The organism is Herbiconiux sp. SALV-R1 (genome assembly GCF_013113715.1).
GTDB lineage: Bacteria > Actinomycetota > Actinomycetes > Actinomycetales > Microbacteriaceae > Herbiconiux.
Map to the genome: position 1 here is coordinate 1,288,690 of NZ_CP053344.1, position 22,088 is coordinate 1,310,777.

The window sequence follows — 22,088 nt, forward strand, 5'->3', positions numbered from 1 at the left end:
CGCTCACGAGGTCACCGCCTCAGCCGCCAGCGCCCCCCACAGCGCTTCGATCTCGTCGCCCGACCGCACGTCGGCCGAGTTCAGCGCCATGTTCGCCAGCGCCGACTCGTGCAGTTCGGCGGTGTAGGCGGCCGTGGCGTCGCGGGCGACGATGACGGGGTAGTCGTGCTGGGCCGCATCCGTCACCGTGGCGAGCACGCAGCACTCGGTGGTGAGGCCGGCGACCGCGAGCCAGCCGGTGCCGAGCTCGTCGAGCACCGCTGCCAGCCCGGTGCCGGCGAAGCCGCTGTAGAAGCGCTTGCGCACCCGCAGCTCGGTGGGCAGCGGCGACAGCCCCCACCACTCGGCACCCGGCGTGCCCTGCACGCACGGGAAGTCGCCGGTGGGGGAGTCGGGCGACCCAGTGCGCAGCCACGCGCTCGCGCGCCACGGCCGCGAGGTGTCGTAGGCGAGCTCCACCCACACCACGGGCACGTCGGCCTCCCGCGCCGCGGTCACCAGCGCGGCCGTGCGCGAGATCGCGTCGGCGACGGAGCGGAGCCCCGCCTCGTCGACGCCCCAGGAGGCGAGCAGCGCCGGGTCGGCGAAGTCGCGCTGCACGTCGATGACGAGCAGGGCGGGGGAGCCGGTGGCGGCGAGGGCCTCGGCACGCACGGTCGCGAGCTCGTCGCTCATGCCGCACCTGCCGCACGGCCGTCGCGCCGCCGCAGCTCGGGCAGCACCTTCTCGCCGAAGACCGGCAGGTCGGCGAGATAGTCGGGGAAGATGAGCATGAGCCCGTCGAGCTCGGCGGTCTCGACGACCGACAGGATGTGCTCGGTCACCCGCTCCGGCCCGCCGGCCACGTAGACGGTCTGGAAGGCCTGCTGGCCGTCGGCCCCCTCGGCCCAGGCGAGCGCCCGCTCCTCGGGCATGCCCCAGGAGCGGCGCATGTTCGCCAGCGCCACGCGGTCGATGCCGCGGCCGTACTCCTCGGCCCGGCGCTCGGCCTCCGCGTCGTCGTCGCCGAGCACGACGGTGAGCATCGTGTACGTCTTGACCGTGCGGCCGAGGGCGGCGGCGCGCTCGTGCACGTCGCGCGAGGAGTCGCGCATCTCGTCGAGCGTGTCGGCGCCGAGGAAGGCGCCGTCGACGTACTCGGCCTGGTAGGCGCGGCCGGCGGCCGAGGTTCCCGCGTTGATGACGGTGGGGCGCGGGCTCGGGTGGGGCCGCGACTGGCAGTCGTCGAGGGTGAAGAACTCGCCCTCGTGGGTCACCGAGTCCTCCGACCAGAGGCGGTCGACGAGGTGGGTCCACTCCGCGGTCATGCGGTAGCGCTCCTCGCGGCTGAGCGCGGTCCACAGGCCCATCTGCTCGAACTCGTCGGCGTAGGAGCCGTTGACGATGTTCATGCCGGCGCGCCCGCCGCTGATCTGCTGCAGCGTCGTGAACACCTTCGCGGCGAACGCCGGGTGCTGCATGTTCGCGTGCACCGTCGCCCAGATCTTCACCCGCTCGGTGGCCTCGGCGATGCCCGCCATCATGGTCATCGACTCGATGGTCTCGCCCCAGTGGTCGGTCGAGCCGCCGAACCCGCGCCACTTCGACATCGCCATCACGAAGTCGAGGCCGACCTCCTCCGACAGCCGAGCGATGCGCTTGTTGTGGTCGTAGTCGGCCGGCGGGTAGGGCGCGGTCGTCGAGACCAGCCAGCCGCCCGCCGCGTTCGGCAGGAAGACGCCGTACTCGCGGGGGCCGCCGGGGCCGACCGACGGCGGCGCCGCGTCGGCGCCGGGTGGTGTGGGTGATGACATGCTTCTCCTCCGTTCGGGCGCCGACGGATGCACGGCGCAGGGAGGCGGAGAGCGTGCGACGCGAACCGTGGTTGCGTTGCGGAGTCCGACCTGCCGAGAGTCTAGCGGGTCAGTCGAGCTGCCTCACGCCGTCGGGCGCGGTGACGACGTAGAGCGCGACGCCGAGGTCGCGCGCGGCGGCGGGCAGCCAGCCCCGGCGGCTGAGGATGGAGGCGACGGTGGGGCTCACGCAGAGCACCGGGCGGGCTCCCGGCACGACGGTGGACGCCACCCAGACCAGCTTGAACAGGTCGGCGGCGATCTTGTTGCGCAGCGGCGACCTCACCGCCCCCTCGTTGAGCACGAATTGGGCGACGACCGCCCCGTCGTCGTCGAGGCCCTCCACCTCGAGCGAGGTGCCGTCGGGCAGCACGAGTCGTCGAGGCAGGAGCACGACGCCTAGCGCGCGCCCGAGGGCCTCGGAGGCGAGGGCCTCCGCGCTGTCGGGGCCGAAACGGTGGCTGCTGAGTGCGTGCATGATCATCTCAGTGCATGATCATGCCACCCGTGACGTTCACCGCCTGACCGGTGAGGTACGAGCCGTCGGCCGAAGCGAGGAAGAGCGCGAGCCCCGCCACGTCGTCGGGGGTGCCGAGCCGCCCGAGCGGGGAGTAGCTCGACCACAGGTCGACCATCTCCTGCGTGCGGGTGGCGGCGCCCATCTCGGTGAGCACGTAGCCCGGGCAGAGCGAGTTGGCGCGGATGCCGTGCTCCCCGAGCTCGAGCGCGGTGACCCGGGTGAGCGCGATGACGGCAGCCTTCGACGCGGCGTAGGCCGCCTCGTTCGCGCCGCCGTACTTGCCCGCCATCGAGGCGAGGTTGATGATGGCCCCTCCTCGGCCCGCGTCGATCATCGAGCGGGCGGCGACCTGCGTGGTGAGCAGCATGGCGCGGGTGTTGACGGCGAAAGCGCGGTCCCAGGCCTCGACGGTGGTGTCGAGCACGGTGCCGAACTCGAGCACCCCGGCGTTGTTCACGAGCACGTCGACGCCACCGAGCTCCCCGATCGCCGACGTCATGGCGGCGCGCGTGCTCTCGGGCTCAGCGAGATCGACCTCGCCGAACCAGGCGCCCATCGACTCGGCCTGGGCGAGGCCGGGCCCGCTCAGGCGGTCGAGCACCGCCAGCGTCGCGCCCTCCGTGGCGAATCGCTCGGCGATGCGCGCCCCGATTCCCCGCGCCCCACCGGTCACGATCACCCGCGCACCGGTGAACCGGGGGCCCACCGCCGCGACACCGATACCTGCCGCGGGCTGTGCGCCGCTCGTCGTCGTCTCCACCACTGCTGCCTCCTGCTCGGGTCTGTGCGACCAGGATCGCAGTCGCCACGGGGCGGTGGAGAACGGATGCGCAACCTTTTACACGCCCGAAATAAATCGATTTAGATTTCGACTCACGAGCTTGTTAGTGTGCCGACCACGCGCTGGCTCATCGAGCTCCATCGGGCACGCCGGTACCACTGACATCGATACAGACACCCTGCACCTCCCGACCGCCGGAGTCCCTCCGGCGCATCCCGAAAGGCTCCGCATGTCACACGCACCGCTGACGAAGAAACCCCTCACCGCCCTCGCCGCCACCGCCGCCGCGTCGGCCCTCCTGCTCGCCGGCTGCTCGAGCGACAGCTCCGCCTCCGAGGCCCCCACCGCCTCCGCCGGCGGCAGCGACCTCATCAGCGCCGAGCGCTGCGCCGAGAATCAGGCGGCCGGCCCCATCACGTTCCTCACCTCGTTCGCCTACGCCGCATCCGTCGGCATCCTCGACGTGGTCACGGCGAAGGAGAAGGGCATCTTCGACGAGCTCTGCCTCGACGTCACGATCGAGCCCGGCTCCACCAACGCTCAGCTGGTGAGCGCGGGAACGGCGCAGTTCGCGGGCCTCGGCAGCCCCTCCGACGTGCTCGTGGCCGTCGACAACGGCGCCGACATCTCGGGCATCGCGACCTACGGCAACACCGTCGCCATCACCCTGATGACCAACAAGGAGGGCGGCCCGAGCTCGCTCGCCGACTTCTCCGGCCTCACCGCGGGCTACAAGGGCGCCATCCCGCCGCAGATCCAGGCGATGTTCCTCGAAGACGGCGTCGACCCGGCGAGCATCAACTGGGTCTCGGTCGGCTACGACCCCACCATCCTCCCGAACGGGCAGGTGCAGGCGCTCACCGGCTACAAGTCGAACGAGCCGCTCGCCCTCGAGTCGCAGGGCTTCGAGATCACCCAGTGGGACCCGGCGGAGTACGGCATCAAGTCGGCCTTCAACACGCAGATCGTCAACAACACCTTCAAGGAGGAGCACCCGACCGCGGTCGAGGACTTCCTGCGCGCGAGCTTCTACGCCTACAACTGGATCAACGAGTCCGACACCAACCTCGACGAGGCACTCGGCTACGCCGAGGCCCTCTCCGACGCCGGCTACGACCTCGTCTCGAGCAAGGCGCGCTGGAACACCGAGGTGGGGCTCGTCGAAGACAGCCAGCCCGAGGGCACCCCGCTCGGCAGCGAGTCGGTCGAGCAGTGGACGCCCGAGGCCGACATGCTGGTCGAGTTCGACCTGGTGGGCTCGAAGCCCGACCCGGCCTCGGCGATCGACACCAGCTTCGTCGACGCCATCTACGACGGCACCGAGCTCATCTGGCCCGCTCCGTGAGAGCCTGGGTGCAGACCGGCTTCGGCGGACCGGAGGTGCGGCGGCTGACCGAGGTCGCCGCACCCTCGCCGGCCGCCGACGAGGTCGTGGTGCGCGTGCTCGCCTTCGCGCTCAACCGGCTCGACGTGCTGCAGCGCCACGAGCCCGTCGTGCCCGGCATGTCGGTGCCCCACGTGGCGGGCATGGACTTCGCGGGCCAGGTCGTGGCTGCCGGAGCCGAGGCGCTCGACGGGCTCGTCGGCAGCGTCGTGCTGGTCGACCCCGTGGTGAGCTGCGGAGCGTGCGAGTTCTGCCTTGCCGAGACGCCCACCTACTGCGCGGCCTTCCAGACCATCGGCTCCACGCGAGACGGCGGCATGGCCGAGTTCGTCTCGGTGCCGGCGCGCAACTGCACCGTCGTCGACGTGGCCGCGCACGACGCGGCGCGGCTCGCCGAGCTCGCCGCCGTTCCGGTGGCGGGGGCCACCGCCTGGCGGGGCCTGCTCGGCGCGGGAAAGCTCCAGGCGGGGGAGACCGTCGTCATCCCCGGGGCCGGCTCCGGCCTCGGGGCCGCCGGGGTGCAGATCGCGCTGGCCCACGGCGCCACCGTCATCACCCTCGTCTCCGGTCCGCAGAAGAAGGAGCGCGCGCTCGCCTCGGGCGCCCATCACGTGATCGACCGCACCGCCCAGCCCGACTGGGTCGCCGAGGTGATGAGCATCACCGGCGGTCGCGGTGCCGACCTGGTCTGGGACCACGTCGGCGGCCGTTTCCTCGGCCAGGCCCTCCGTGCCACCCGGCCCGGCGGGCGGGTCGTGCTCTCCGGCACCACCGACGGGCTCGACACCCAGCTCCACCTGCCCGACCTCTACCAGCCCGGCCGCAGCATCCTGGGCCACGGCAGCTACAGCCGCGCCGACATGGCCTCCGCCGTCGCCGCCTTCGCCGACGGCACCTTCGAGATCGTCATCGACAGCGTGTGGCCGTTCGAACAGCTCGCCGAAGCCGAGGCGCGGCTGGAGTCGAACGACTTCTTCGGCAAGATCGTCGTGCTCGGGCCCTCGTTCAGCGCCACAACTCTCGACCTCTCGGAGCACGCAGCATGACAGACACCGGCACGACAGCATCGACCGGCACCACGACGGCCGGCACGATCGAGATCAGCGGGGTGGGCCGCACCTACACCCGCGGCTCGAAGACCGTGCAGGCGCTCACGGGCGTCGACCTCTCCATCCGCCAGGGCGAGTTCATCACCCTGTTCGGGCCGTCGGGATGCGGCAAGTCGACACTGCTCCGCCTCATCGCGGGTCTCGACACACAGACCACCGGCGACATCAGTGTCTTCGGCACCACCCCGAAGAAGGCCTCGCAGCGCAAAGACATCGCCTGGATCCCGCAGTCCTCCGCCCTGCTGCCCTGGCTCGACATCAAGGCGAACGCCTCCCTCTCCTCCGTCATCAACAAGCGGGCCGACCGGGGAGCCACGACCAGGCGCCCCGAAGACGCGGTCGGCATCCTCTCCGAGGTCGGCCTCGGCGACTTCCTCTCCTCCCGGCCCGACCAGCTCTCGGGCGGCATGCGGCAGCGCGCCTCGATCGCCCGCGGCTTCGCCCAGGGCGCGCCGCTCATGCTCATGGACGAGCCCTTCTCGGCACTCGACGAACTCACCCGCGACACCCTGCGCATCCGTCTTCTCGAGCTCTGGGAGCACCACAAGAAGACCATCGTCTTCGTCACCCACTCGGCCATGGAGGCGGTGCTGCTCTCCGACCGGGTGGTGGTGATGAGCCCGCGGCCGGGGCGCATCCGCGAGGTCGTCGACGTCGACCTGCCGAGGCCCCGCACCTGGGAGCTGACCGAGACGCCCGAGTTCACCGCGAAGGTCGCCCAGGTCAAACAGATCCTCTGGAGCGCCTGGGAGGGAGACGAATGACCGCCGCCATCGACCCCGTGATGAGGATGCGGCGCCGCCGCATGTCGGCACGCACCGGGGGGACGCTGCTCACCATCGGCGCGCCCGTGCTGCTGTTCGTGGTGCTGGCCCTGTGCTGGCAGTGGGCCGCGTCGACGTTCAAGAGCGTGCTGCCGCCGATTCAGGACATCGCCCACGACATCGTGAGCCGGCCCGACTTCTACCTCGAGAACCTCCTCGTCACCCTGCAGGCGGCGATGCTCGGTTTCGCCATCGGGGTGGCGGTGGCGCTGCTGCTCGCGGCGGCGATCGTGCACTTCCGCTTCCTGCGGGCGGCGATCATGCCCGTGGCGCTGCTGCTGAACGTCACGCCGATCGTGGCGATCGCGCCAGCGCTCGTGGTGGCGTTCGGGTTCAACGAGATCCCGCACATCATCGTGGCGGCGCTGTCGGCGTTCTTCCCCACGCTTATCAACTCGATCACGGGGCTCCGCTCGGTCGACCCGCAGGCGCTCGAGGTGTTCGACGCGATGTCGGCGTCGAAGCTCGAGATCTTCTTCAGGCTGCGGGTGCCGTCGAGCCTGCCGTACCTGTTCGCCGGGGCGCGGCTGTCGGTGACGGCCGCCATGATCGGTGCCGTGGTGTCGGAGTTCACCGGCTCGAGCAAGGGCATCGGCGCGGTGATCGTGATGGCGACGACCTACCTCAACCTCTCGCAGATGTGGGCGGCGATCTTCTTCTCGGCGATCACCACGCTCATCCTGCTCGGCCTGGTGGGGCTCGTGGAGAGGTTGGTGGTGCGCTGGTAGCCCGGGGCGGGGCTTCGCGGGGCGGGGCCGGCGCAGCGGCTTCGCGGGGTCGCGCTGGTAGGTTGGCGTCGTGAAGGCGATGCCCCAGGGTCGAACGCCCGTCACCCTCAAAGACGTCGCCGAGCACGCCGAGGTGAGCCTCGCCACCGCGAGCAACGCGCTCACCGGCGCCCGCAAGGTGGGGGCCCGCTCGATCGAGAAGGTGCTGCGCTCGGCGGCCGAGCTCGGCTACCGGCCGAACGGCGCAGCGCGGTCCCTCCGTACGGGGTCGCACGGGGTGATCGGGCTCGTCATCCCCGACGTCACCAACCCGTTCTGGGCGGGCATGGTGGGTGCGGTCGAGCGGCTGAGCGAGGAGACCGGGTTCCAGGTCTCGCTCGCCAACACCGACTTCGACGCGGCCCGCGAGAGTGCCGCGCTGGCACGGCTGGCGAAGTCGGTCGACGGCATCCTGCTCGTCTCCACGCATCCCGACCCGGCGACCGTGCGCCCGCTGGTCGAGTCGGGGCTGCCGGTCGTGGCCCTCGACGAGGCGGTCGACGTGCCCGGCCTCGGCGGGGTGTACTCCGACAACGTGGGCGGCGCCCGCCGGGCCGCCGAGCACCTCGTCGACGCGGGCGGCACCGTGTTCGGCCTGCTCGAGGGGCCATCGTCGCTGTCCACCGCGACCGAGCGCGGCATCGGGTTCCTCGCCGGGCTCGCCGGCCGCGGAGTCGACCCGTCGCGGGTGCACCGCCTCGTCGCCCCGTACTCGTTCGAGGGCGGGCGTGAGGGAGTGCGACGGATGCTCGCGCGGCATCCTGAGGTCGACGCCCTGTTCGCCTGCACCGACAACCAGGCCATCGGCGCCACCTTCGAGGCCCACGACCTCGGTCGCACGGTGCCGGGTGACCTGCTGGTGTGCGGCTTCGACGACATCAGCTGGTCGTCGCGCATCACCCCCACCCTCACCACGGTGCGGCAGGACGCCGTGCAGATGGCGGCGCGCGCGTTCGAGATGCTCGCCGAGATGGTGACGCGGGGCGGTTCGGCGCGCGTCGAGATCCTGCCGGTGGAGCTGGTGGAACGGAACTCGACGCGCCGCGTTACAAGTGTGTAAAACGATTTAGATTCGGTCGGTCCGCGGCCTGACGCTCAGGCAGGCTGGGAGCATGACGAGCCCTCTCTCCTTCGGCGTGTTCGAGATCCTCACCCCGTCGAATGGCGTGCCCACCTGGCGGCACCCGCACGGCCGGGGCGACCGGTACGGCGACCCCGCCTACTGGACGCAGCTCGCCGCGACCCTCGACGAGGCCGGCTTCGACTTCATCCTGTTCGCCGACAGCTACGGCTACCCGCAGATCGACGGCGAGGTGCCCGAGGAGGTGCTCACCCACGGCATCCTGTTCCCCGGCTACGACCCGCTGCTGCTCGTGAGCGCCATCGCCCAGGCGGCGCCCACCCTCGGGGTCGTGGTGACCTCGTCGACCTCGCTCGAGCAGCCGCTGCCCACCGCGCGCCGCTTCGCCACTCTCGACGCGTTCACGAAGGGCCACATCGGCTGGAACGTCGTCACCGGCAGCACCGCCCAGGTGACGGAGGGGCTGTTCGGCATCACCCACTTCGACCACGACAAGCGCTACGACGTCGCCGACGAGTTCGTCGACCTCACCCGGTCGCTCCTCGAAGACGTGTGGGACGACGACGCCGTGGTGTTCGACCGCGAGAGCAATGTGCTCGTCGACCCCACGCGCATCCGGCCACTGTCGTACACGGGGGAGCACTTCGCGAGCCACGGGTTGTTCAAGGTGCCGCCGGGGCCGCAGCGCGTGCCCGTGCTGTTCCAGGCGGGGATGTCGGGGCGCGGGCGCGACTTCGGGGCGCGAAACGCGGAGGCGATGTTCATCCAGGGCCAGACGGCTGAGCAGGCGGCAGCGGCGTCGGCCGACATCCGCGCGCGGGTGGTGGCGGCCGGGCGCGACGCGCACGACCTCCGCATCATCTCGGGGGTGACGGTGACCGTGGCACCCACGCGCGCGGAGGCTCTTGCGAAGCGCGCCGAGCTCGAGGAGCAGTTCTCGATGGACGACGCGGCTGTGCTCTTCGCCGGCTTCACCGGCATCGACCTGCGCGCGCTCGACCGTTCGATGCGCATCGAGGAGATCGGCGACACCGACCAGGGCCACACCCCGCTCGACCGGTACCGCTCGGTGCCCGGCATCGAGACCGTGCAAGACGTGCTCGACGCCTTCCGGGTGCAGGAGCGCGGTTTCGTCGTCACCGGGTCGCCGCGCGAAGTGGCGGAGGAGCTCGTCGAGACCGCGCGCATCGCCGACCTCGACGGGTTCCTCCTCGAGCCCACCTTCGGCGACGCGGGCGCCTACGAGGAGTTCATCGAGCTCGTCGTGCCCGAGCTGCGTGCCCTGGGTGCGTGGAAGGAGCCCGACCGGTCGGCGACGCTCCGCGAACGGCTCGGGTTCCCCGGCCCGCACCCCTCGTTCCGGCCCTCGTCGAAGAACCTCGAGTCGTAGGCTCGCCCGGGGGCCCGACCCCACCCCACCTGCCCCACCCCCACTTTTTCCCGTACAAAGTCCGTGAAGAACGAGATCTTCACGGACTTTGTCCGTCAGAACGTGATGGCGGCGTCGAGCAGCTCCCGGGTGAACGGATGCTGCGGCGACTCGAACACGGTCGTCGCGTCGCCCTGCTCCACGATCACCCCGTCCTTCATCACGGCGATCCGGTCGCTCATGTGCCGCACCACGCCGAGGTCGTGCGAGATGAACAGGTACGCGACCCCGCGCTCGCTCTGCAGGCGGTCGAGCAGATCGAGGATCTGCGCCTGCACCGACACGTCGAGCGCCGACACCGGCTCGTCGAGCACCAGCACCCGCGGCTTCGGCGCGAGCGCCCGCGCGATCGACACCCGCTGCCGCTGCCCGCCCGAGAGGTGGAGCGGCCGCGCGTTCGCGAGCTCGGGGGAGAGGCCGACCTCGGCGAGCATCCGCTCCACCTCCGCTCGGGCGTCGCTCCAACCGGTGGTGCGGGGGCCGGGCAGAGAGTCGGTGAGGATGCGCCCCACCGTCAGCCGTGGATCGAACGACGACAGCGCATCCTGATACACCGCCCCCATCGCGCTGCGTCGCGGGCGGCGGGCGCTCTCCCGGGCGGGCGCCCAGGCCTCCCCGTCGAGCGCAACGCTGCCGCGGTCGGGGTCGGTGAGTCCGAGCACGATGCGAGCGACGGTGGTCTTGCCCGACCCCGACTCGCCGACCAGTCCGAGCGTGGTGCCGGCCTCGAGCGAGAACGAGACGTCGTCGACCGCGGTTCCCCCTCCGAAGCTCTTGGACACCCCCGCCACCTCGAGCAACGCCGCCGAGCGCGCTGCTCCCGCCGTGGATGCTCCACGCGGAGTGGCCTCCGCGTCCCCCGCCCCCCTCGGTTGCTGCCGTCCCATCCGACTCTCCCGCGGGTCAGGCGAGCCATCCGAGCTCTCGACCGGGCTGCTCGTCGCACGGCCCGGGTGGGCGGGCAGGCTGTGCGCGCTCCCCGCGCTGAGCGGCACGCCGCGGGGCACGCCGGCCGGCACCGCCGCGAGCAGCGCCTTCGTGTAGTCGTGCTGCGGGTCGCCGAGCACCTGCTCGACGGGGCCCGACTCGACGACGCGGCCGGCGCGCATCACGAGCACGTCGTCGGCGATGCGGGAGACGACGCCGAGGTCGTGGCTGATGAAGAGCAGGCCGGTGCCGGCGGCCTTGATGTCGTCGAACAGCGCGAGGATCTGCGCCTGCACCGTACTGTCGAGCGCCGTCGTCGGCTCGTCGGCGATGAGCAGGGGCGGATCGGCGGCGAGGGCCGAGGCGATGAGGGCGCGCTGCCGCAACCCGCCCGACAGCTCGCCGGAGCGCTGGCGCATCCGACCGACCGGATCGGGCATGCCCACCGCCTCGAGCAGCTCGACCACGCGCTCGCCCCGCTGCCGCGGGCTGAGCGAGGTGTGCAGGCGCAGTGCGTCGGCGATCTCGCGCCCGATCGGGCGCAGGGGGTCGAGCGACACGAGCGCATCCTGCACCACAAGCCCCACCTGCGCCCCCCGGATGCGCCTCCACACCCCAGCACCCGGCCCCCGCGCCCACCCGTCGCGTCCGCCCCGCCCGCGGAACGCCCGCCCGCCGAGCTCGAGCGTCTCGCCGCGGCCGCCCCGCCCGAGTACCGATCGCCCGCCCACCTCGAGCGTCTCGGCGCCGACCCGCGACCCCGGCCCCACGAGCCCCACCAGCGCCCGTGCCGTCACCGACTTCCCCGACCCCGACTCACCCACCAGCGCGACCGCCCGCCCCGCCCGCACCTCGAACGACACCCCCTCAACCACGACCCGCCCCCCGAACGCCACTCGCAGCCCCTCCACCCGCGCCAGCACCCCGCCCGCGCCCGCATCGCCCGCGCCCGCCGCGCCGCCCGCGCCCGCACCGCCCGCGCCCGCCACGCCACCCGTGCCGCCGCCCGCCGCTGCGCCGCTCGCGCCCGCGCCGCCGTCCGCGGCGCCACCCTGGCGGCCTGCCGAACTCGAAGCAGCCTCGCCGCGCATCCGGAACTGGGTGGACTCTCGCGCCTCGCCGCCCGCGCCCGCGCCAGCGCCCGCCACGCCGCCCGCGCCCGCACCGCCCGCGCCCGCCACGCCACCCGCCACGCCACCCGTGCCGCCGCCCGCCGCTGCGCCACCCTGGCGGCCTACCGAACCCGATGGAGTCTCGCCGCGCATCCGGAACTGGGTGGACTCTCGCGCCTCGCCGCCCGCGCCCGCGCCAGCGCCCGCCACGCCGCCCGCGCCCACGCCGCCCGCGCCCGAGCCGCTCGCGCCCGCCACGCCGCCCGCGCCCGCCGCGCCGCCCGCGCCCGTGCCCGCCACGCCGCCCGCGCCCGCCGCGCCGCCCTTCACGCCACCCGTGCCGCCGCCCGCCGCGCCGCCCTTCACGCCACCCGTGCCGCCGCCCGCCGCGCCGCCCTCCGCGCGACCCGTGCCGCCGGCCGCCGCGCCGCCGCTCATCGCGCGCCGCCCCTCTGCAGGCCGCGGCCGAGGACGGTGGTGGCGGCGGCCGCCACGACGATCGCGAGGCCCGGGAAGAACGTCATCCACCAGGCGGTGGCGAGGTAGTTCTTGCCGGCGAAGAGCATCGCGCCCCACTCCGCCGACGGCGGCTCGGCGCCGAGCCCGAGGTAGCTGAGCGCCGACGCCCACACGATCGCCTGCCCCACCCCGAGGGTGACGAGCACGATCACGGGCAGCACCGCGTTCGGCAGGATGTGCCGCCCCAGGATGCGCCACCGCGACCACCCCAGCACCACCGCCGACTCCACGAAGGGCGCCACCGCCACCGATCGCGTCTGCGCCCTGATGATGCGCGCGTACCCCGGCGCGGTCGCGAGCCCCACGGCGATCGTCGAGGTCACGACCCCGGGCCCGTAGACGGTGATGACGAGGAGCGCGAGCAGCAGTCCGGGGAACGCGAACATCACCTCGAGCAGGCGGTTGACGCCGAAGTCGACGACCCGTCCGCCGAGCGCGGCACCGAGTCCGAGCAGCAGCGCGAGCGCGATGCCGATCGCGGTCGCCGCCGCCCCGATGACGAGCGACGGCCCCGCCCCGTGCACCACGCGGGTGTAGATGTCGCGCCCCGATTCGTCGGTGCCGAACGGATGCCCCCACCGCGGCGACAGGAACGCCTCCGTCGGCGCGATGGCGAGCGGGTCACCCGGCGCCAGCAGCCACGGCGCCACTGCGGCGACCAGCAGCACCAGGAGAACACCGCAAGCGACCCACTGGGCCGGCCCTAACATCCGTGCCCCCGGGCGCCCGCGCCCGAAGCCCGCGCCCCCGCTCCCGCGCCCGCCCCCGAACGACGGAGTCTCGCCCCCCATCGGCAGAACGACGGATGCTGCACCCGCGGCTTCCCCGAAACTCCGTCGTTCGGCGGAAGCCCCCGCCCCCGCCGCGCCGCTCACACCGCACCCCGCAGTCGCAGCCGGGGGTCGGCGACGCGCGTCGCCGCATCCGTCAGCACCGTCATGAGCACGTACCCCACCGCCACGACGAGCACCACGCCGATGACGAGCGGCACGTCACGCAGCTGCACCGCGTTGAGCAGCGTGCGCCCGAGCCCGGGCCGGGCGAAGATCGTCTCCACCACGACGGCGCCCGAGATGAGCCACCCGAACGCCCAGCCCGAGAGCGCGATGCCCGGCAGTGCCCCGTGCCGGAGCACGTGCCGCAGGCGCACCCCGCCCTCGCTCTCGCCGCGCGCCCGGGCCGAGAGCACGAACGGCGCCTCGAGGGCGTCGAGCACGGATTCGCGCATCACCTGCCCGAGGAACCCCGCGAGGGGCAGGGCCAGCGTGAGCACGGGCAGCACGAGACCCTCGGGCCCCTTCGTGCTCACGGCGGGCAGCCAGCGCAGCGTCGTGCTGAAGACGAGCACGAGCACGATCGCCAGCCAGAAGTGCGGAACGGCGGCGGCGACGATCTCGAGGCCCGAGCCCACGGCCGCGGCCACCCGCCCGCCGCGGGTCGACCACAGTGCGAGCCCGAGCGCGATGATCCACGCCACGGCGAGCGAGAGCGCGGCGAGCAGGAGGGTGCCGCCGATCTGCGCCCCGATCACCTCGACCACCGGGGTGCGCAGCGAGTACGACGAGCCGAGGTCGCCGGTGACGAGCCGCCCGAGGTAGCGCGCGTACTGCACCCACACGGGCTGATCGAGCCCGTACTCGGCCCGCACCGCCGCCAGCGCCTCGGCGCTCGCCTGCGACCCGGGCCCGCCGAGGATGGCCTGTGCCGGGTCGCCCGGAATGAGCCGCAGCCCGAAGAACGTGAGCGTCGCCGCCGCCCACAGCACGAACACCGCCCCCGCGACCCGCACCCCCCAGCGCGCGAGCACGCTCATGCCCAGCCCTCGCCACTTTGGTCGCGCAAAGTGCTCGAATCAGCGCGCTTACGAGCACTTTGTGCGACCAACGCGCGCAGGGGCCCGCGGGCGCGAGCGCGCAGCGGCACGGGCACGATCAGCCGGCCATCCAGGTGTCGCCGAAGTACGGGATCTGCAGGGTGGGCAGGAGCGACAGCCCCTGCACCCGGTCGCTGTAGCCGATCTTCTGCAGGTGGTCGTAGAGCGGCAGCACGTACGCGCCCTCGGCGAGGATGCGCTGCGCCTCCTCGTAGAGCTCGGCCCGCTTCTCTGGGTCGGAGGTCTCACCCGCCTCGGTGAGCGCCGCATCCAGTTCGGGGATCGACACGTGCGAGTGGTTCGGGTGGTACCCGCTCGGCGCCGGCTGGATGTTGTCGGAGTGGTAGAGGATGCGCAGCACGTCGGGCGAGTTCTTCGTGTAGATCGCGCTGGTGACGCCGAAGTCCCAGGAGCCGAGCGCCGCGTACCACGACGACAGGTCGAGGGGGTGCAGCTCCACGTCGAAGCCGACGGCCTTCGTGGTGGCCTGGATCTGCTCGAACAGCGACACCTCGGCGGGGATCGACTGGTTCGTCGACACGGGGAAGTCGACCGTGAGGCGCTGCCCGTCCTTCACCCGGTACCCTTCGGCATCCCGAGAGGTCCACCCCGCCTCGTCGAGCAGACGGTTCGCCTCGTCGGCGTCGACCGTGTACTCGCTCTCGAACGACGCGCCGTAGGGGGTGGAGCTCGACAGCACCGAGTAGGAGCGGTCGACCGTGCCGAAGAACAGGCTCTCGATGCCGGGGTTCACGTCGGCCGCCTTGATGAACGCCTTGCGCACCCGCTCGTCGTCGAACGGCGCGTAGCCCGAGTTGAGCTCGAGCCGGATGGAGGCACCCGGCAGCGCCCCCGTCAGCACACCGAAGCCCGAACCCTCGGCGGTCGCCGCCACCACGTTGTCGGGCTGCATCTCGTCGATGACGTCGACCTCGCCCGACTGCAGCGCCGCGAAGCGGGTCGCCGGGTCGGGGATGAAGCGCCACACGATCTCGTCGAGGTAGGCGGGCCCGTCGTGAGCAGCGCCCGCGGGAGCCGAGGCGTAGTCGTCGTTGCGGGTGAGGGTCACGTGATCCTGCTTCACCCACTCGCTGAACACGAACGGGCCGGTGCCGATGGGGGCGGCGCAGTTCTCGTCCATGCCGCGGGCGAGGCCGGCGGGCGACTCCATCGCCAGCCAGGTCTGGGCCAGCGACTCCTGCAGGGCGCTGTCGGGCTCCGACAGGGTGAACCTCGCGGTCTGCGCGTCGACGGCCTGCACCGACGCCACCTTGCCGAGCGCCAGGATGGCGGTCGACGACGCGGTGTCGGGGTCTTTCATGTGCTCGATGTTGGCCACGACGGCCTCGGCGTCGAAGGGCGTGCCGTCGGTGAACGTGACGTCGGAGCGCAGCGCCACGTCGACGGTGAGCCCGTCGTCGGAGACGGTGGAGCCGGTGGCGAGCCACGGCACGATCTCACCGTTCTCGTCTTGCGAGAACAACGACTCGAGCACGTTCGTGCCCACCAGCGCCTGCGGCATGTTGCCGCCCACGTGCGGGTCGAGGCAGGTCGCCTCGCCGAAGCCCGTGGCGTAGGTGAGGGTGCCGCCCTCGACGGGCGTGCCCGCCGCCTGGGGTTCCTCCGCCTCGCCTCCCGCGGTGCAGCCGGCGAGGAGAAGAGCGGATGCTGTGGCGAGCGCCGCCAGAGTGAGGGAGCGTGAGGACACGGTGACGACCTGTCTGGTGTGGGAGGGTGGGGGTGCGATCTGCTGTGATCGCATCCAGTCTAATTGTTGGACGGGATCAAGTTATTCCCGATCGCGCGAGGCGCGCACCAAAGGAGGGAGGGAGACGACCATGCCACCCGCCGGCCGCCCCCGCGCCTCCTCGAAGCCGATGCTCGAAGAGGCGGCATCCGAGCTCTTCCTCGAACAGGGCTACGCGAAAACCACGATCGAGCAGATCACCCGACGCGCCGGGGTCAGCCGCAACACCTTCTTCAACTATTTCGCCTCGAAGAGCGACCTGCTCTGGATCGAACTCGACGCCAGCCTCGCCGCGCTGGCCGGCGCCCTCGCCGAGGCGCCCGCCGGCGAGGGCGCCGACCCGCTCACCGCGCTCGAAGGGGCCCTCCACCGCACGGCCGAGGGCATCACCGCAACCCGCGCTCCGCTCGTGCTCACCCAAGGCCAGGCCATGGGCATCGACGACGAGCTGCGCGCCGCCGGTCTCGCCCGCGCGCTCGCCCACGCCGACGCCGTCGAGCTCTTCCTCGCCGGGCGCGGGCTCGACCCCCTCGTCGCGCGTGCGGCGGCGCTCGCCGTGGTCGGCGCCTCCGCCGCGGCGATCGGCCGCTGGGCCGCCGACGGGCCCGATCGCGGGCCGCTGGTGACCTACCTCGACCGGGTCGTGCATCCTGTGCTCGAGGGCTTCAGGATCGGCTAGAATCGGCTGACGAAAGACTGTGAACCGGCCATCACCGGGGAGTCTTCGGAAGAACGGCACCGGGCGACCGGGGCTCAGTAGAACCGAACGGGTCGGGCCCGTCACAGCCTAAGAACGAGCGGTCGACCGAGGCGCGAGCAGCGGGCGGCAAGCGAGGTGGTACCACGGCGGGCGACCGCCGTCCTCGTGGAACAGGCAGCAGACACCGGCCGTCCAGGAGAACCATGACGTACCCCAAAGACTCCGACGAATTCAGTTCCGTCGTCCCGTCGCCGAGCTTTCCCGAGGTGGAGAAGGGCGTGCTCGCGTTCTGGAAGGGGGACGACACCTTCCGCGAGTCGATCCGCCACCGCGAGGGCGCGCCCGAGTGGGTGTTCTACGACGGCCCGCCCTTCGCCAACGGCCTCCCGCACTACGGGCACCTGCTCACCGGCTACGCCAAAGACGTCTTCCCGCGCTTCCAGACCATGCGCGGCAAGAAGGTCGACCGCCGCTTCGGGTGGGACACGCACGGCCTGCCCGCGGAACTCGAGGCCATGAAGCAGCTCGGCATCACCGAGAAGAGCCAGATCGAGGAGATGGGCGTCGAGGTCTTCAACGACGCCAGCCGCCGCTCGGTGCTGCAGTACACGAAGGAATGGCAGGAGTACGTCACCCGCCAGGCCCGCTGGGTCGACTTCGACAACGACTACAAGACCCTCGACATCACCTTCATGGAGAGCGTGCTCTGGGCCTTCAAGCAGCTGCACACGAAGGGCCTCGCCTACGAGGGCTACCGCGTGCTGCCGTACTGCTGGAAAGACGAGACCCCGCTGTCGAACCACGAACTCCGGATGGACGACGACGTCTACAAGATGCGTCAAGACCAGACGGTGACGGTGACGTTCCCCCTCGTCGGCTCGCGCGCCGAGGCGCTCGGCCTCACCGCCGTGCGCGCCCTCGCCTGGACGACCACGCCCTGGACCCTGCCGACGAACATGGCACTCGCCGTCGGCCCCGACATCGAGTACGCCGTCGTGCCCGCCGGCCCGAACGGCACGGCCGACACCGAGGTCGCCAGAGAGACCGCCGAGGCCACGGCCGGCAGCCCCGGCACGGGCACCGGCAGCATCACCGTGCTCGGCGCCGAGTACCTCCTCGCCGCCGACCTCGTCGGCAACTACGCCAAAGACCTCGGCTACGACTCCGCCGACGAGGCCCGCGCCGCCGTCTCGCGCACCGTCACCGGCCGCCAGCTCGAGGGCGTCGCCTACGACCGCCTCTGGGACTACTACGCCGACGCCGAGAAGTGGGGCACCCAGAACGCCTGGCAGATCCTCGTCGCCGACTACGTCTCCACCACCGACGGCACCGGTATCGTGCACCAGGCTCCCGCCTACGGTGAGGAAGACCAGAAGGTCTGCGAGGCGGCGGGCATCCCCGTCATCATCTCGGTCGACGACGGCGGCCGCTTCCTCTCCACGGTGAAGGATGTGGAGGGCCTGCAGGTCTTCGACGCCAACAAGCCGCTCACGCAGCTTCTCAAGTCGCAGGGCCGCCTGCTCCGCCAGGCGAGCTACGAGCACAGCTACCCGCACTGCTGGCGCTGCCGCAACCCGCTCATCTACAAGGCGGTGTCGAGCTGGTTCGTGCGTGTCACGACCATCCGCGACCGCATGGAGGAGCTCAACCAGCAGATCGAGTGGGTTCCCGAGAACGTCAAGGACGGTCAGTTCGGCAAGTGGGTCTCCGGCGCCCGCGACTGGTCGATCTCGCGCAACCGCTTCTGGGGCTCGCCCATCCCGATCTGGAAGAGCGACGACCCGACCTACCCGCGCGTCGACGTGTACGGCTCGCTGGCCGAGCTCGAGGCCGACTTCGGGCGTCTGCCGCTGAACCGCGAGGGGCAGCCCGACCTGCACCGCCCGTTCATCGACGAGCTCACCCGCCCGAACCCCGACGACCCCACGGGCCGTTCGACGATGCGCCGCATTGAGGACGTGTTCGACGTCTGGTTCGACTCCGGCTCGATGCCGTTCGCCCAGGTGCACTACCCGTTCGAGAACGAGGACTGGTTCGCCACGCACAGCCCCGCCGACTTCATCGTGGAGTACATCGGGCAGACCCGCGGCTGGTTCTACGTGATGCACGTGCTCTCCACCGCGCTGTTCGACCGGCCGGCGTTCAAGAACGTCATCAGCCACGGCATCGTGCTGGGCTCCGACGGGCAGAAGATGTCGAAGTCGCTGCGCAACTACCCCGACGTCTCCGAGGTGTTCGACCGCGACGGCTCGGATGCGATGCGCTGGTTCCTCATGTCGTCGTCGGTGCTGCGCGGCGGCAACCTGGTGGTGACCGAGGAGGGCATCCGCCAGGGCGTGCGCGAGTTGCTGCTGCCGCTGTGGAGCACGTATTACTTCTTCACCCTCTACGCCAACAGCGCGCAGGAGGGCGGCTACGAGGCGCAGTGGCGCACCGACTCCACCGACGTGCTCGACCGCTACCTGCTCGCCAAGACGCGGGAGCTGATCCAGTCGGTCACGGCCGACCTGGAAGACCTGGATGCGACGCTCGCCTCGGCGAAGCTCCGCGACTTCGCCGACGTGCTCACCAACTGGTACGTGCGGCGTTCCCGCGACCGCTTCTGGTCGGGTGACGACCGCGACGCGTTCGACACGCTCTTCACCGTGCTGGAGACCGTCACCCGGGTGGCCGCCCCGCTCATCCCGCTGGTCTCAGACGCCATGTGGAAAGGCCTCACCGGCGGCCGCAGCGTGCACCTCACCGACTGGCCGAACGAAAACCTCTTCCCGGCCGACCCCGGCCTCGTGCACACCATGGACACGGTGCGCTCGATCTCGTCGACCGTGCTGTCGCTCCGCAAGCTCAACGGCCTGCGGGTGCGGCTGCCGCTGGCGGGCCTCACGATCGTGGCCGACGGCGCCGAGTCGCTGGCGCAGTTCGAGTCGATCCTGCGCGACGAGCTCAACGTGAAGAGCGTCACCGTCGTCGAGCAGAACGCCACGAGCGCCGCCGAGTTCGGCATCACCTCGAAGCTCACCGTGAACGCCCGCGTGGCGGGGCCGCGCCTCGGCAAGCAGGTGCAGCAGGCCATCAAGGCAGCCCGCGACGGGCAGTGGAGCGAGGAGAACGGCGTGGTCACGGCCGGCGGCATCCAACTGCTGGCGGGGGAGTACGAGCTCGTGCTCGAGGCCTCGCTCGGCGACGCCGATGCCGAGGGCTCGGGGGGCTCGACCGCTCTCGCCCTCCTGCCGGGCGGCGGTTTCGTGCTGCTCGACACCACCCTCACACCCGAGCTCGAGGGCGAGGGGCTCGCACGCGACGTCATCCGTGCCGTGCAAGACGCCCGCAAGTCGGCGGGCTTCGACGTGAGCGACCGCATCGCGCTCGACCTGGTGTTCTTCTCCGACGCGGATGCGGATGCGGTGCGCGCCGCCCTCGCCACCGTCGACGTGGCCGGTGAGACCCTCGCGACCGACTTCGCCGTGCGCTCGCCCGCCGACGCATCCGCGCTCGAGGGCTACCGAAAGGTTCTCCCGTCGGAGTGGCTGCCCGCCGTGGTGCACTCCTCGCCCGAGAGCTTCGCCCGGATCGGCGAGGGCAAGTACGCCAACGCCGACGAGTTCGTGATCGCCCTGAGCCGGAAGTCGGTGAGCCGAGATGTCTGACCAGTTCTTCGGAGGGGACTTCGGCCCCCCGGCCGACGACCCGAACGACCCCGAGTCGCGCGACGGTGAGGGGGAGGGCGACGAGTTCGACGCGGTCGGCCTCGACGCCCCCGACGAGTTCGTCGAGGAGGGCGACGCCGTCTACGCCGCCCTGCTTGCGCGGCTCGGCGAGGCCGCGCCCCAGCCGCGGCTCTCCGCCACGCGCCGCGCCGTCGAGCTGCTGGGCGACCCGCAGCGCGCCTACTCGGTCATCCACCTCACCGGCACCAACGGCAAGACCTCGACCAGCCGCATCACCGAGAGCATCCTGCGCGCCTACGGCCTCCGCACGGGCCTGTTCACGAGCCCGCATCTCGAGCGGCTCAACGAGCGCATCATGATCGACGGCCGGCCCATCTCGAACGAGGCGCTGGCGGCGAACTGGCGCGACATCGAGCCCTTCCTCGAGCTCGTCGACGGCGAGCTGGAGGCTGCGGGCGAGCCGCGGCTGACCTTCTTCGAGGCGCTGACGGTGCTGGCCTTCGCGAGCTTCGCCGAGGCGCCCGTCGACGTCGCCGTGATCGAGGTGGGCATGGGCGGCGAGTGGGACTCCACCAACGTCGCCGACGGGCAGGTCGCCGTCTTCACGCCGATCTCGCTCGACCACACGGCGCGGCTCGGCAACACCGTCGAGGAGATCGCCCGCACGAAGTCGGGGATCATCAAGCCCGCGGCCCAGGTGGTCTCGGCCGTGCAGCCCGCCGGCGCACTCGCCGAGCTGGCACGGGCCGCCGAGCTCTCGGAGTCGACGCTCGCGGTCGAGGGCGAGCAGTTCGCGCTGGAGAGCTCGACGGTGGCGGTCGGCGGTCAGCTGGTCACCATCCGCGGGCTCGCCGGGCGTTACGACGAGCTCTTCCTCCCGCTCTACGGCACGCACCAGGGGCACAACGCCGCCGTGGCGGTCGCCGCGGTGGAGTCGTTCCTCGGCGGGGGCACCCAGGCGCTTGTCGAGGATGTGCTCACCGAGGGCTTCGCCACGGTCACCTCGCCCGGCCGGCTGCAGCTGGTCGGCACCGAGCCCACCGTGCTGGTCGACGCCGCGCACAACCCCGGTGGCGCCGAGGCGCTGGCCGGGGCCGTGAAGGAGTTCTTCACCTTCGACAAGGTCGTCGCCGTCGTGGCCGTGCTGGCCGACAAAGACGTGGCGGGCATCATCAGGGCGCTCGACCCCGTGGTCGACGAGTTCGTGGTGACCACCTCGTCGTCCGACCGCGCCATCGACCCCGACGAGCTCGCCTCCACCGTCGTGGCGATCGCGGGCGCCGACCGGGTCGTCGTCGAGACCGAGCTGCGCGACGCGCTCGACCAGGCGCGCGAGCTGGCGGGGGAGACGGAGCAGGGCGCCGTGCTCGTCACCGGGTCGATCACCCTGGTCGGCGAGGTCATCGGCATCGCCGCCGCCGAGGAGTGGAAGTGAGGGGCGGGTCGGTTCGCCAGAGCCTCGGCGCGATCGTGCTCGGCTTCGAGTCGGTCGTCATGTTCTTCGCGGCGCTCGTCGTCTTCGGCCTCAAGGTGCTTCCCGCACCGCTCGCCCTCGGCGGCGGCGCGGTGCTCTGCGTGCTGCTGCTCGCGAGCACCGTGCTGCTGCGCTACCGCTGGGGCTACGCCCTCGGGTGGGCGCTGCAGGCGGTCATCGCCGCCACGTGCATCCTGGTTCCGATGCTCGCGATCGTCGCCGTCGTGTTCATCGGCCTCTACGCCTTCTGCATGATCAAGGGCGGCCAGATCGACCGGCAGAAGGCCGCCTTCGCGGCGGCTGAGGGCACGGAGCCGACCGAGGATCGGTGACCCGGGTTC

General features: G+C 71.8%; 18 protein-coding genes. 10 read left to right on the plus strand and 8 right to left on the minus strand.

Annotation, left to right across the window (positions count from 1 at the left end; genetic code table 11):
• Window positions 1-3 precede the first annotated feature (3 nt).
• The 4 genes from HL652_RS06280 to HL652_RS06295 form a co-directional block, all read right to left on the minus strand.
• Window positions 4-675, minus strand: a complete 672-nt coding sequence (locus HL652_RS06280; protein ID WP_171704533.1) for a cysteine hydrolase family protein — start codon at window positions 673-675, stop codon at window positions 4-6.
• Entirely contained in the window at window positions 672-1,793 is a 1,122-nt protein-coding gene (locus HL652_RS06285) for an LLM class flavin-dependent oxidoreductase (protein ID WP_171704534.1), read from the minus strand. Before HL652_RS06285 ends, HL652_RS06280 begins: the two co-directional genes overlap by 4 nt.
• 109 nt (window positions 1,794-1,902) lie before the next feature.
• Window positions 1,903-2,310 (minus strand): hypothetical protein, encoded by a 408-nt coding sequence (locus HL652_RS06290; protein ID WP_171704535.1) that lies wholly within the window; start codon window positions 2,308-2,310, stop codon window positions 1,903-1,905.
• A gap of 7 nt (window positions 2,311-2,317) precedes the next feature.
• Window positions 2,318-3,115, minus strand: a complete 798-nt coding sequence (locus HL652_RS06295) for an SDR family NAD(P)-dependent oxidoreductase (RefSeq protein ID WP_253743684.1) — start codon at window positions 3,113-3,115, stop codon at window positions 2,318-2,320.
• 247 nt (window positions 3,116-3,362) lie between these two features.
• On the opposite strand from HL652_RS06295, the gene HL652_RS06300 reads away from it, so the two are divergent.
• The 6 genes from HL652_RS06300 (at window position 3,363) to HL652_RS06325 (ending at window position 9,688) form a co-directional block, all read left to right on the plus strand.
• The gene (locus tag HL652_RS06300; RefSeq protein WP_171704536.1) at window positions 3,363-4,478 is read left to right on the plus strand and encodes an ABC transporter substrate-binding protein; all 1,116 of its coding nucleotides are present in this window, start codon (window positions 3,363-3,365) and stop codon (window positions 4,476-4,478) included.
• Window positions 4,475-5,563, plus strand: a complete 1,089-nt coding sequence (locus HL652_RS06305; RefSeq protein WP_171704537.1) for a zinc-binding dehydrogenase — start codon at window positions 4,475-4,477, stop codon at window positions 5,561-5,563. Before HL652_RS06300 ends, HL652_RS06305 begins: the two co-directional genes overlap by 4 nt.
• Window positions 5,560-6,390: an ABC transporter ATP-binding protein gene (locus HL652_RS06310; protein WP_171704538.1), complete on the plus strand. Its 831-nt coding sequence runs from the start codon at window positions 5,560-5,562 to the stop codon at window positions 6,388-6,390. The genes HL652_RS06305 and HL652_RS06310 overlap by 4 nt, the downstream gene beginning before the upstream one ends.
• Window positions 6,387-7,178, plus strand: coding sequence for an ABC transporter permease (locus tag HL652_RS06315; protein ID WP_216604027.1), 792 nt, complete (start codon window positions 6,387-6,389; stop codon window positions 7,176-7,178). The genes HL652_RS06310 and HL652_RS06315 overlap by 4 nt, the downstream gene beginning before the upstream one ends.
• Window positions 7,179-7,257: 79 nt before the next feature.
• The gene (locus tag HL652_RS06320; protein ID WP_253743829.1) at window positions 7,258-8,277 is read left to right on the plus strand and encodes a LacI family DNA-binding transcriptional regulator; all 1,020 of its coding nucleotides are present in this window, start codon (window positions 7,258-7,260) and stop codon (window positions 8,275-8,277) included.
• A 52-nt stretch (window positions 8,278-8,329) separates the two neighbouring features.
• The gene (locus tag HL652_RS06325) at window positions 8,330-9,688 is read left to right on the plus strand and encodes an NtaA/DmoA family FMN-dependent monooxygenase (RefSeq protein ID WP_171704540.1); all 1,359 of its coding nucleotides are present in this window, start codon (window positions 8,330-8,332) and stop codon (window positions 9,686-9,688) included.
• Window positions 9,689-9,783: 95 nt separating this feature from the next.
• Here HL652_RS06325 and HL652_RS06330 read toward each other — a convergent pair whose 3' ends face one another.
• From HL652_RS06330 to HL652_RS06345, 4 genes are all read right to left on the minus strand, one after another.
• Window positions 9,784-12,204, minus strand: a complete 2,421-nt coding sequence (locus HL652_RS06330) for a dipeptide ABC transporter ATP-binding protein (RefSeq protein WP_253743687.1) — start codon at window positions 12,202-12,204, stop codon at window positions 9,784-9,786.
• Window positions 12,201-12,995, minus strand: a complete 795-nt coding sequence (locus HL652_RS06335; protein WP_171704541.1) for an ABC transporter permease — start codon at window positions 12,993-12,995, stop codon at window positions 12,201-12,203. Before HL652_RS06335 ends, HL652_RS06330 begins: the two co-directional genes overlap by 4 nt.
• 161 nt (window positions 12,996-13,156) lie before the next feature.
• Window positions 13,157-14,098, minus strand: coding sequence for an ABC transporter permease (locus HL652_RS06340; RefSeq protein ID WP_171704542.1), 942 nt, complete (start codon window positions 14,096-14,098; stop codon window positions 13,157-13,159).
• A gap of 118 nt (window positions 14,099-14,216) precedes the next feature.
• Complete coding sequence (locus tag HL652_RS06345; RefSeq protein WP_171704543.1) at window positions 14,217-15,920, minus strand: ABC transporter substrate-binding protein; 1,704 nt, start codon at window positions 15,918-15,920, stop codon at window positions 14,217-14,219.
• A gap of 76 nt (window positions 15,921-15,996) precedes the next feature.
• Between HL652_RS06345 and HL652_RS06350 the strand changes: the two genes are divergently transcribed.
• From HL652_RS06350 to HL652_RS06365, 4 genes are all read left to right on the plus strand, one after another.
• Window positions 15,997-16,584 carry a TetR/AcrR family transcriptional regulator gene (locus HL652_RS06350; RefSeq protein WP_171704544.1) on the plus strand — a complete coding sequence of 196 codons (588 nt, stop codon included), beginning with the start codon at window positions 15,997-15,999 and terminating at the stop codon, window positions 16,582-16,584.
• Between the two features lie 224 nt (window positions 16,585-16,808).
• Window positions 16,809-20,252 carry an isoleucine--tRNA ligase gene (gene ileS / locus HL652_RS06355; RefSeq protein WP_171704545.1) on the plus strand — a complete coding sequence of 1,148 codons (3,444 nt, stop codon included), beginning with the start codon at window positions 16,809-16,811 and terminating at the stop codon, window positions 20,250-20,252.
• Window positions 20,245-21,708: a bifunctional folylpolyglutamate synthase/dihydrofolate synthase gene (locus tag HL652_RS06360; protein ID WP_171704546.1), complete on the plus strand. Its 1,464-nt coding sequence runs from the start codon at window positions 20,245-20,247 to the stop codon at window positions 21,706-21,708. Before ileS ends, HL652_RS06360 begins: the two co-directional genes overlap by 8 nt.
• Window positions 21,705-22,079 carry a DUF4233 domain-containing protein gene (locus HL652_RS06365; RefSeq protein WP_171704547.1) on the plus strand — a complete coding sequence of 125 codons (375 nt, stop codon included), beginning with the start codon at window positions 21,705-21,707 and terminating at the stop codon, window positions 22,077-22,079. The genes HL652_RS06360 and HL652_RS06365 overlap by 4 nt, the downstream gene beginning before the upstream one ends.
• The last annotated feature ends 9 nt before the right edge of the window (window positions 22,080-22,088 follow it).

Coding starts and splice junctions, on each gene's coding strand:
- HL652_RS06280 (WP_171704533.1), bottom strand. CDS start 675: ATGAGCGACGAGCTCGCGACCGTGCGTGCCGAGGCCCTCGCCGCCACC.
- HL652_RS06285 (WP_171704534.1), bottom strand. CDS start 1,793: ATGTCATCACCCACACCACCCGGCGCCGACGCGGCGCCGCCGTCGGTC.
- HL652_RS06290 (WP_171704535.1), bottom strand. CDS start 2,310: ATGCACGCACTCAGCAGCCACCGTTTCGGCCCCGACAGCGCGGAGGCC.
- HL652_RS06300 (WP_171704536.1), top strand. CDS start 3,363: ATGTCACACGCACCGCTGACGAAGAAACCCCTCACCGCCCTCGCCGCC.
- HL652_RS06310 (WP_171704538.1), top strand. CDS start 5,560: ATGACAGACACCGGCACGACAGCATCGACCGGCACCACGACGGCCGGC.
- HL652_RS06315 (WP_216604027.1), top strand. CDS start 6,387: ATGACCGCCGCCATCGACCCCGTGATGAGGATGCGGCGCCGCCGCATG.
- HL652_RS06320 (WP_253743829.1), top strand. CDS start 7,258: ATGCCCCAGGGTCGAACGCCCGTCACCCTCAAAGACGTCGCCGAGCAC.
- HL652_RS06325 (WP_171704540.1), top strand. CDS start 8,330: ATGACGAGCCCTCTCTCCTTCGGCGTGTTCGAGATCCTCACCCCGTCG.
- HL652_RS06330 (WP_253743687.1), bottom strand. CDS start 12,204: ATGAGCGGCGGCGCGGCGGCCGGCGGCACGGGTCGCGCGGAGGGCGGC.
- HL652_RS06335 (WP_171704541.1), bottom strand. CDS start 12,995: ATGTTAGGGCCGGCCCAGTGGGTCGCTTGCGGTGTTCTCCTGGTGCTG.
- HL652_RS06340 (WP_171704542.1), bottom strand. CDS start 14,098: ATGAGCGTGCTCGCGCGCTGGGGGGTGCGGGTCGCGGGGGCGGTGTTC.
- HL652_RS06345 (WP_171704543.1), bottom strand. CDS start 15,920: ATGCGATCACAGCAGATCGCACCCCCACCCTCCCACACCAGACAGGTC.
- HL652_RS06350 (WP_171704544.1), top strand. CDS start 15,997: ATGCCACCCGCCGGCCGCCCCCGCGCCTCCTCGAAGCCGATGCTCGAA.
- ileS (WP_171704545.1), top strand. CDS start 16,809: ATGACGTACCCCAAAGACTCCGACGAATTCAGTTCCGTCGTCCCGTCG.
- HL652_RS06360 (WP_171704546.1), top strand. CDS start 20,245: ATGTCTGACCAGTTCTTCGGAGGGGACTTCGGCCCCCCGGCCGACGAC.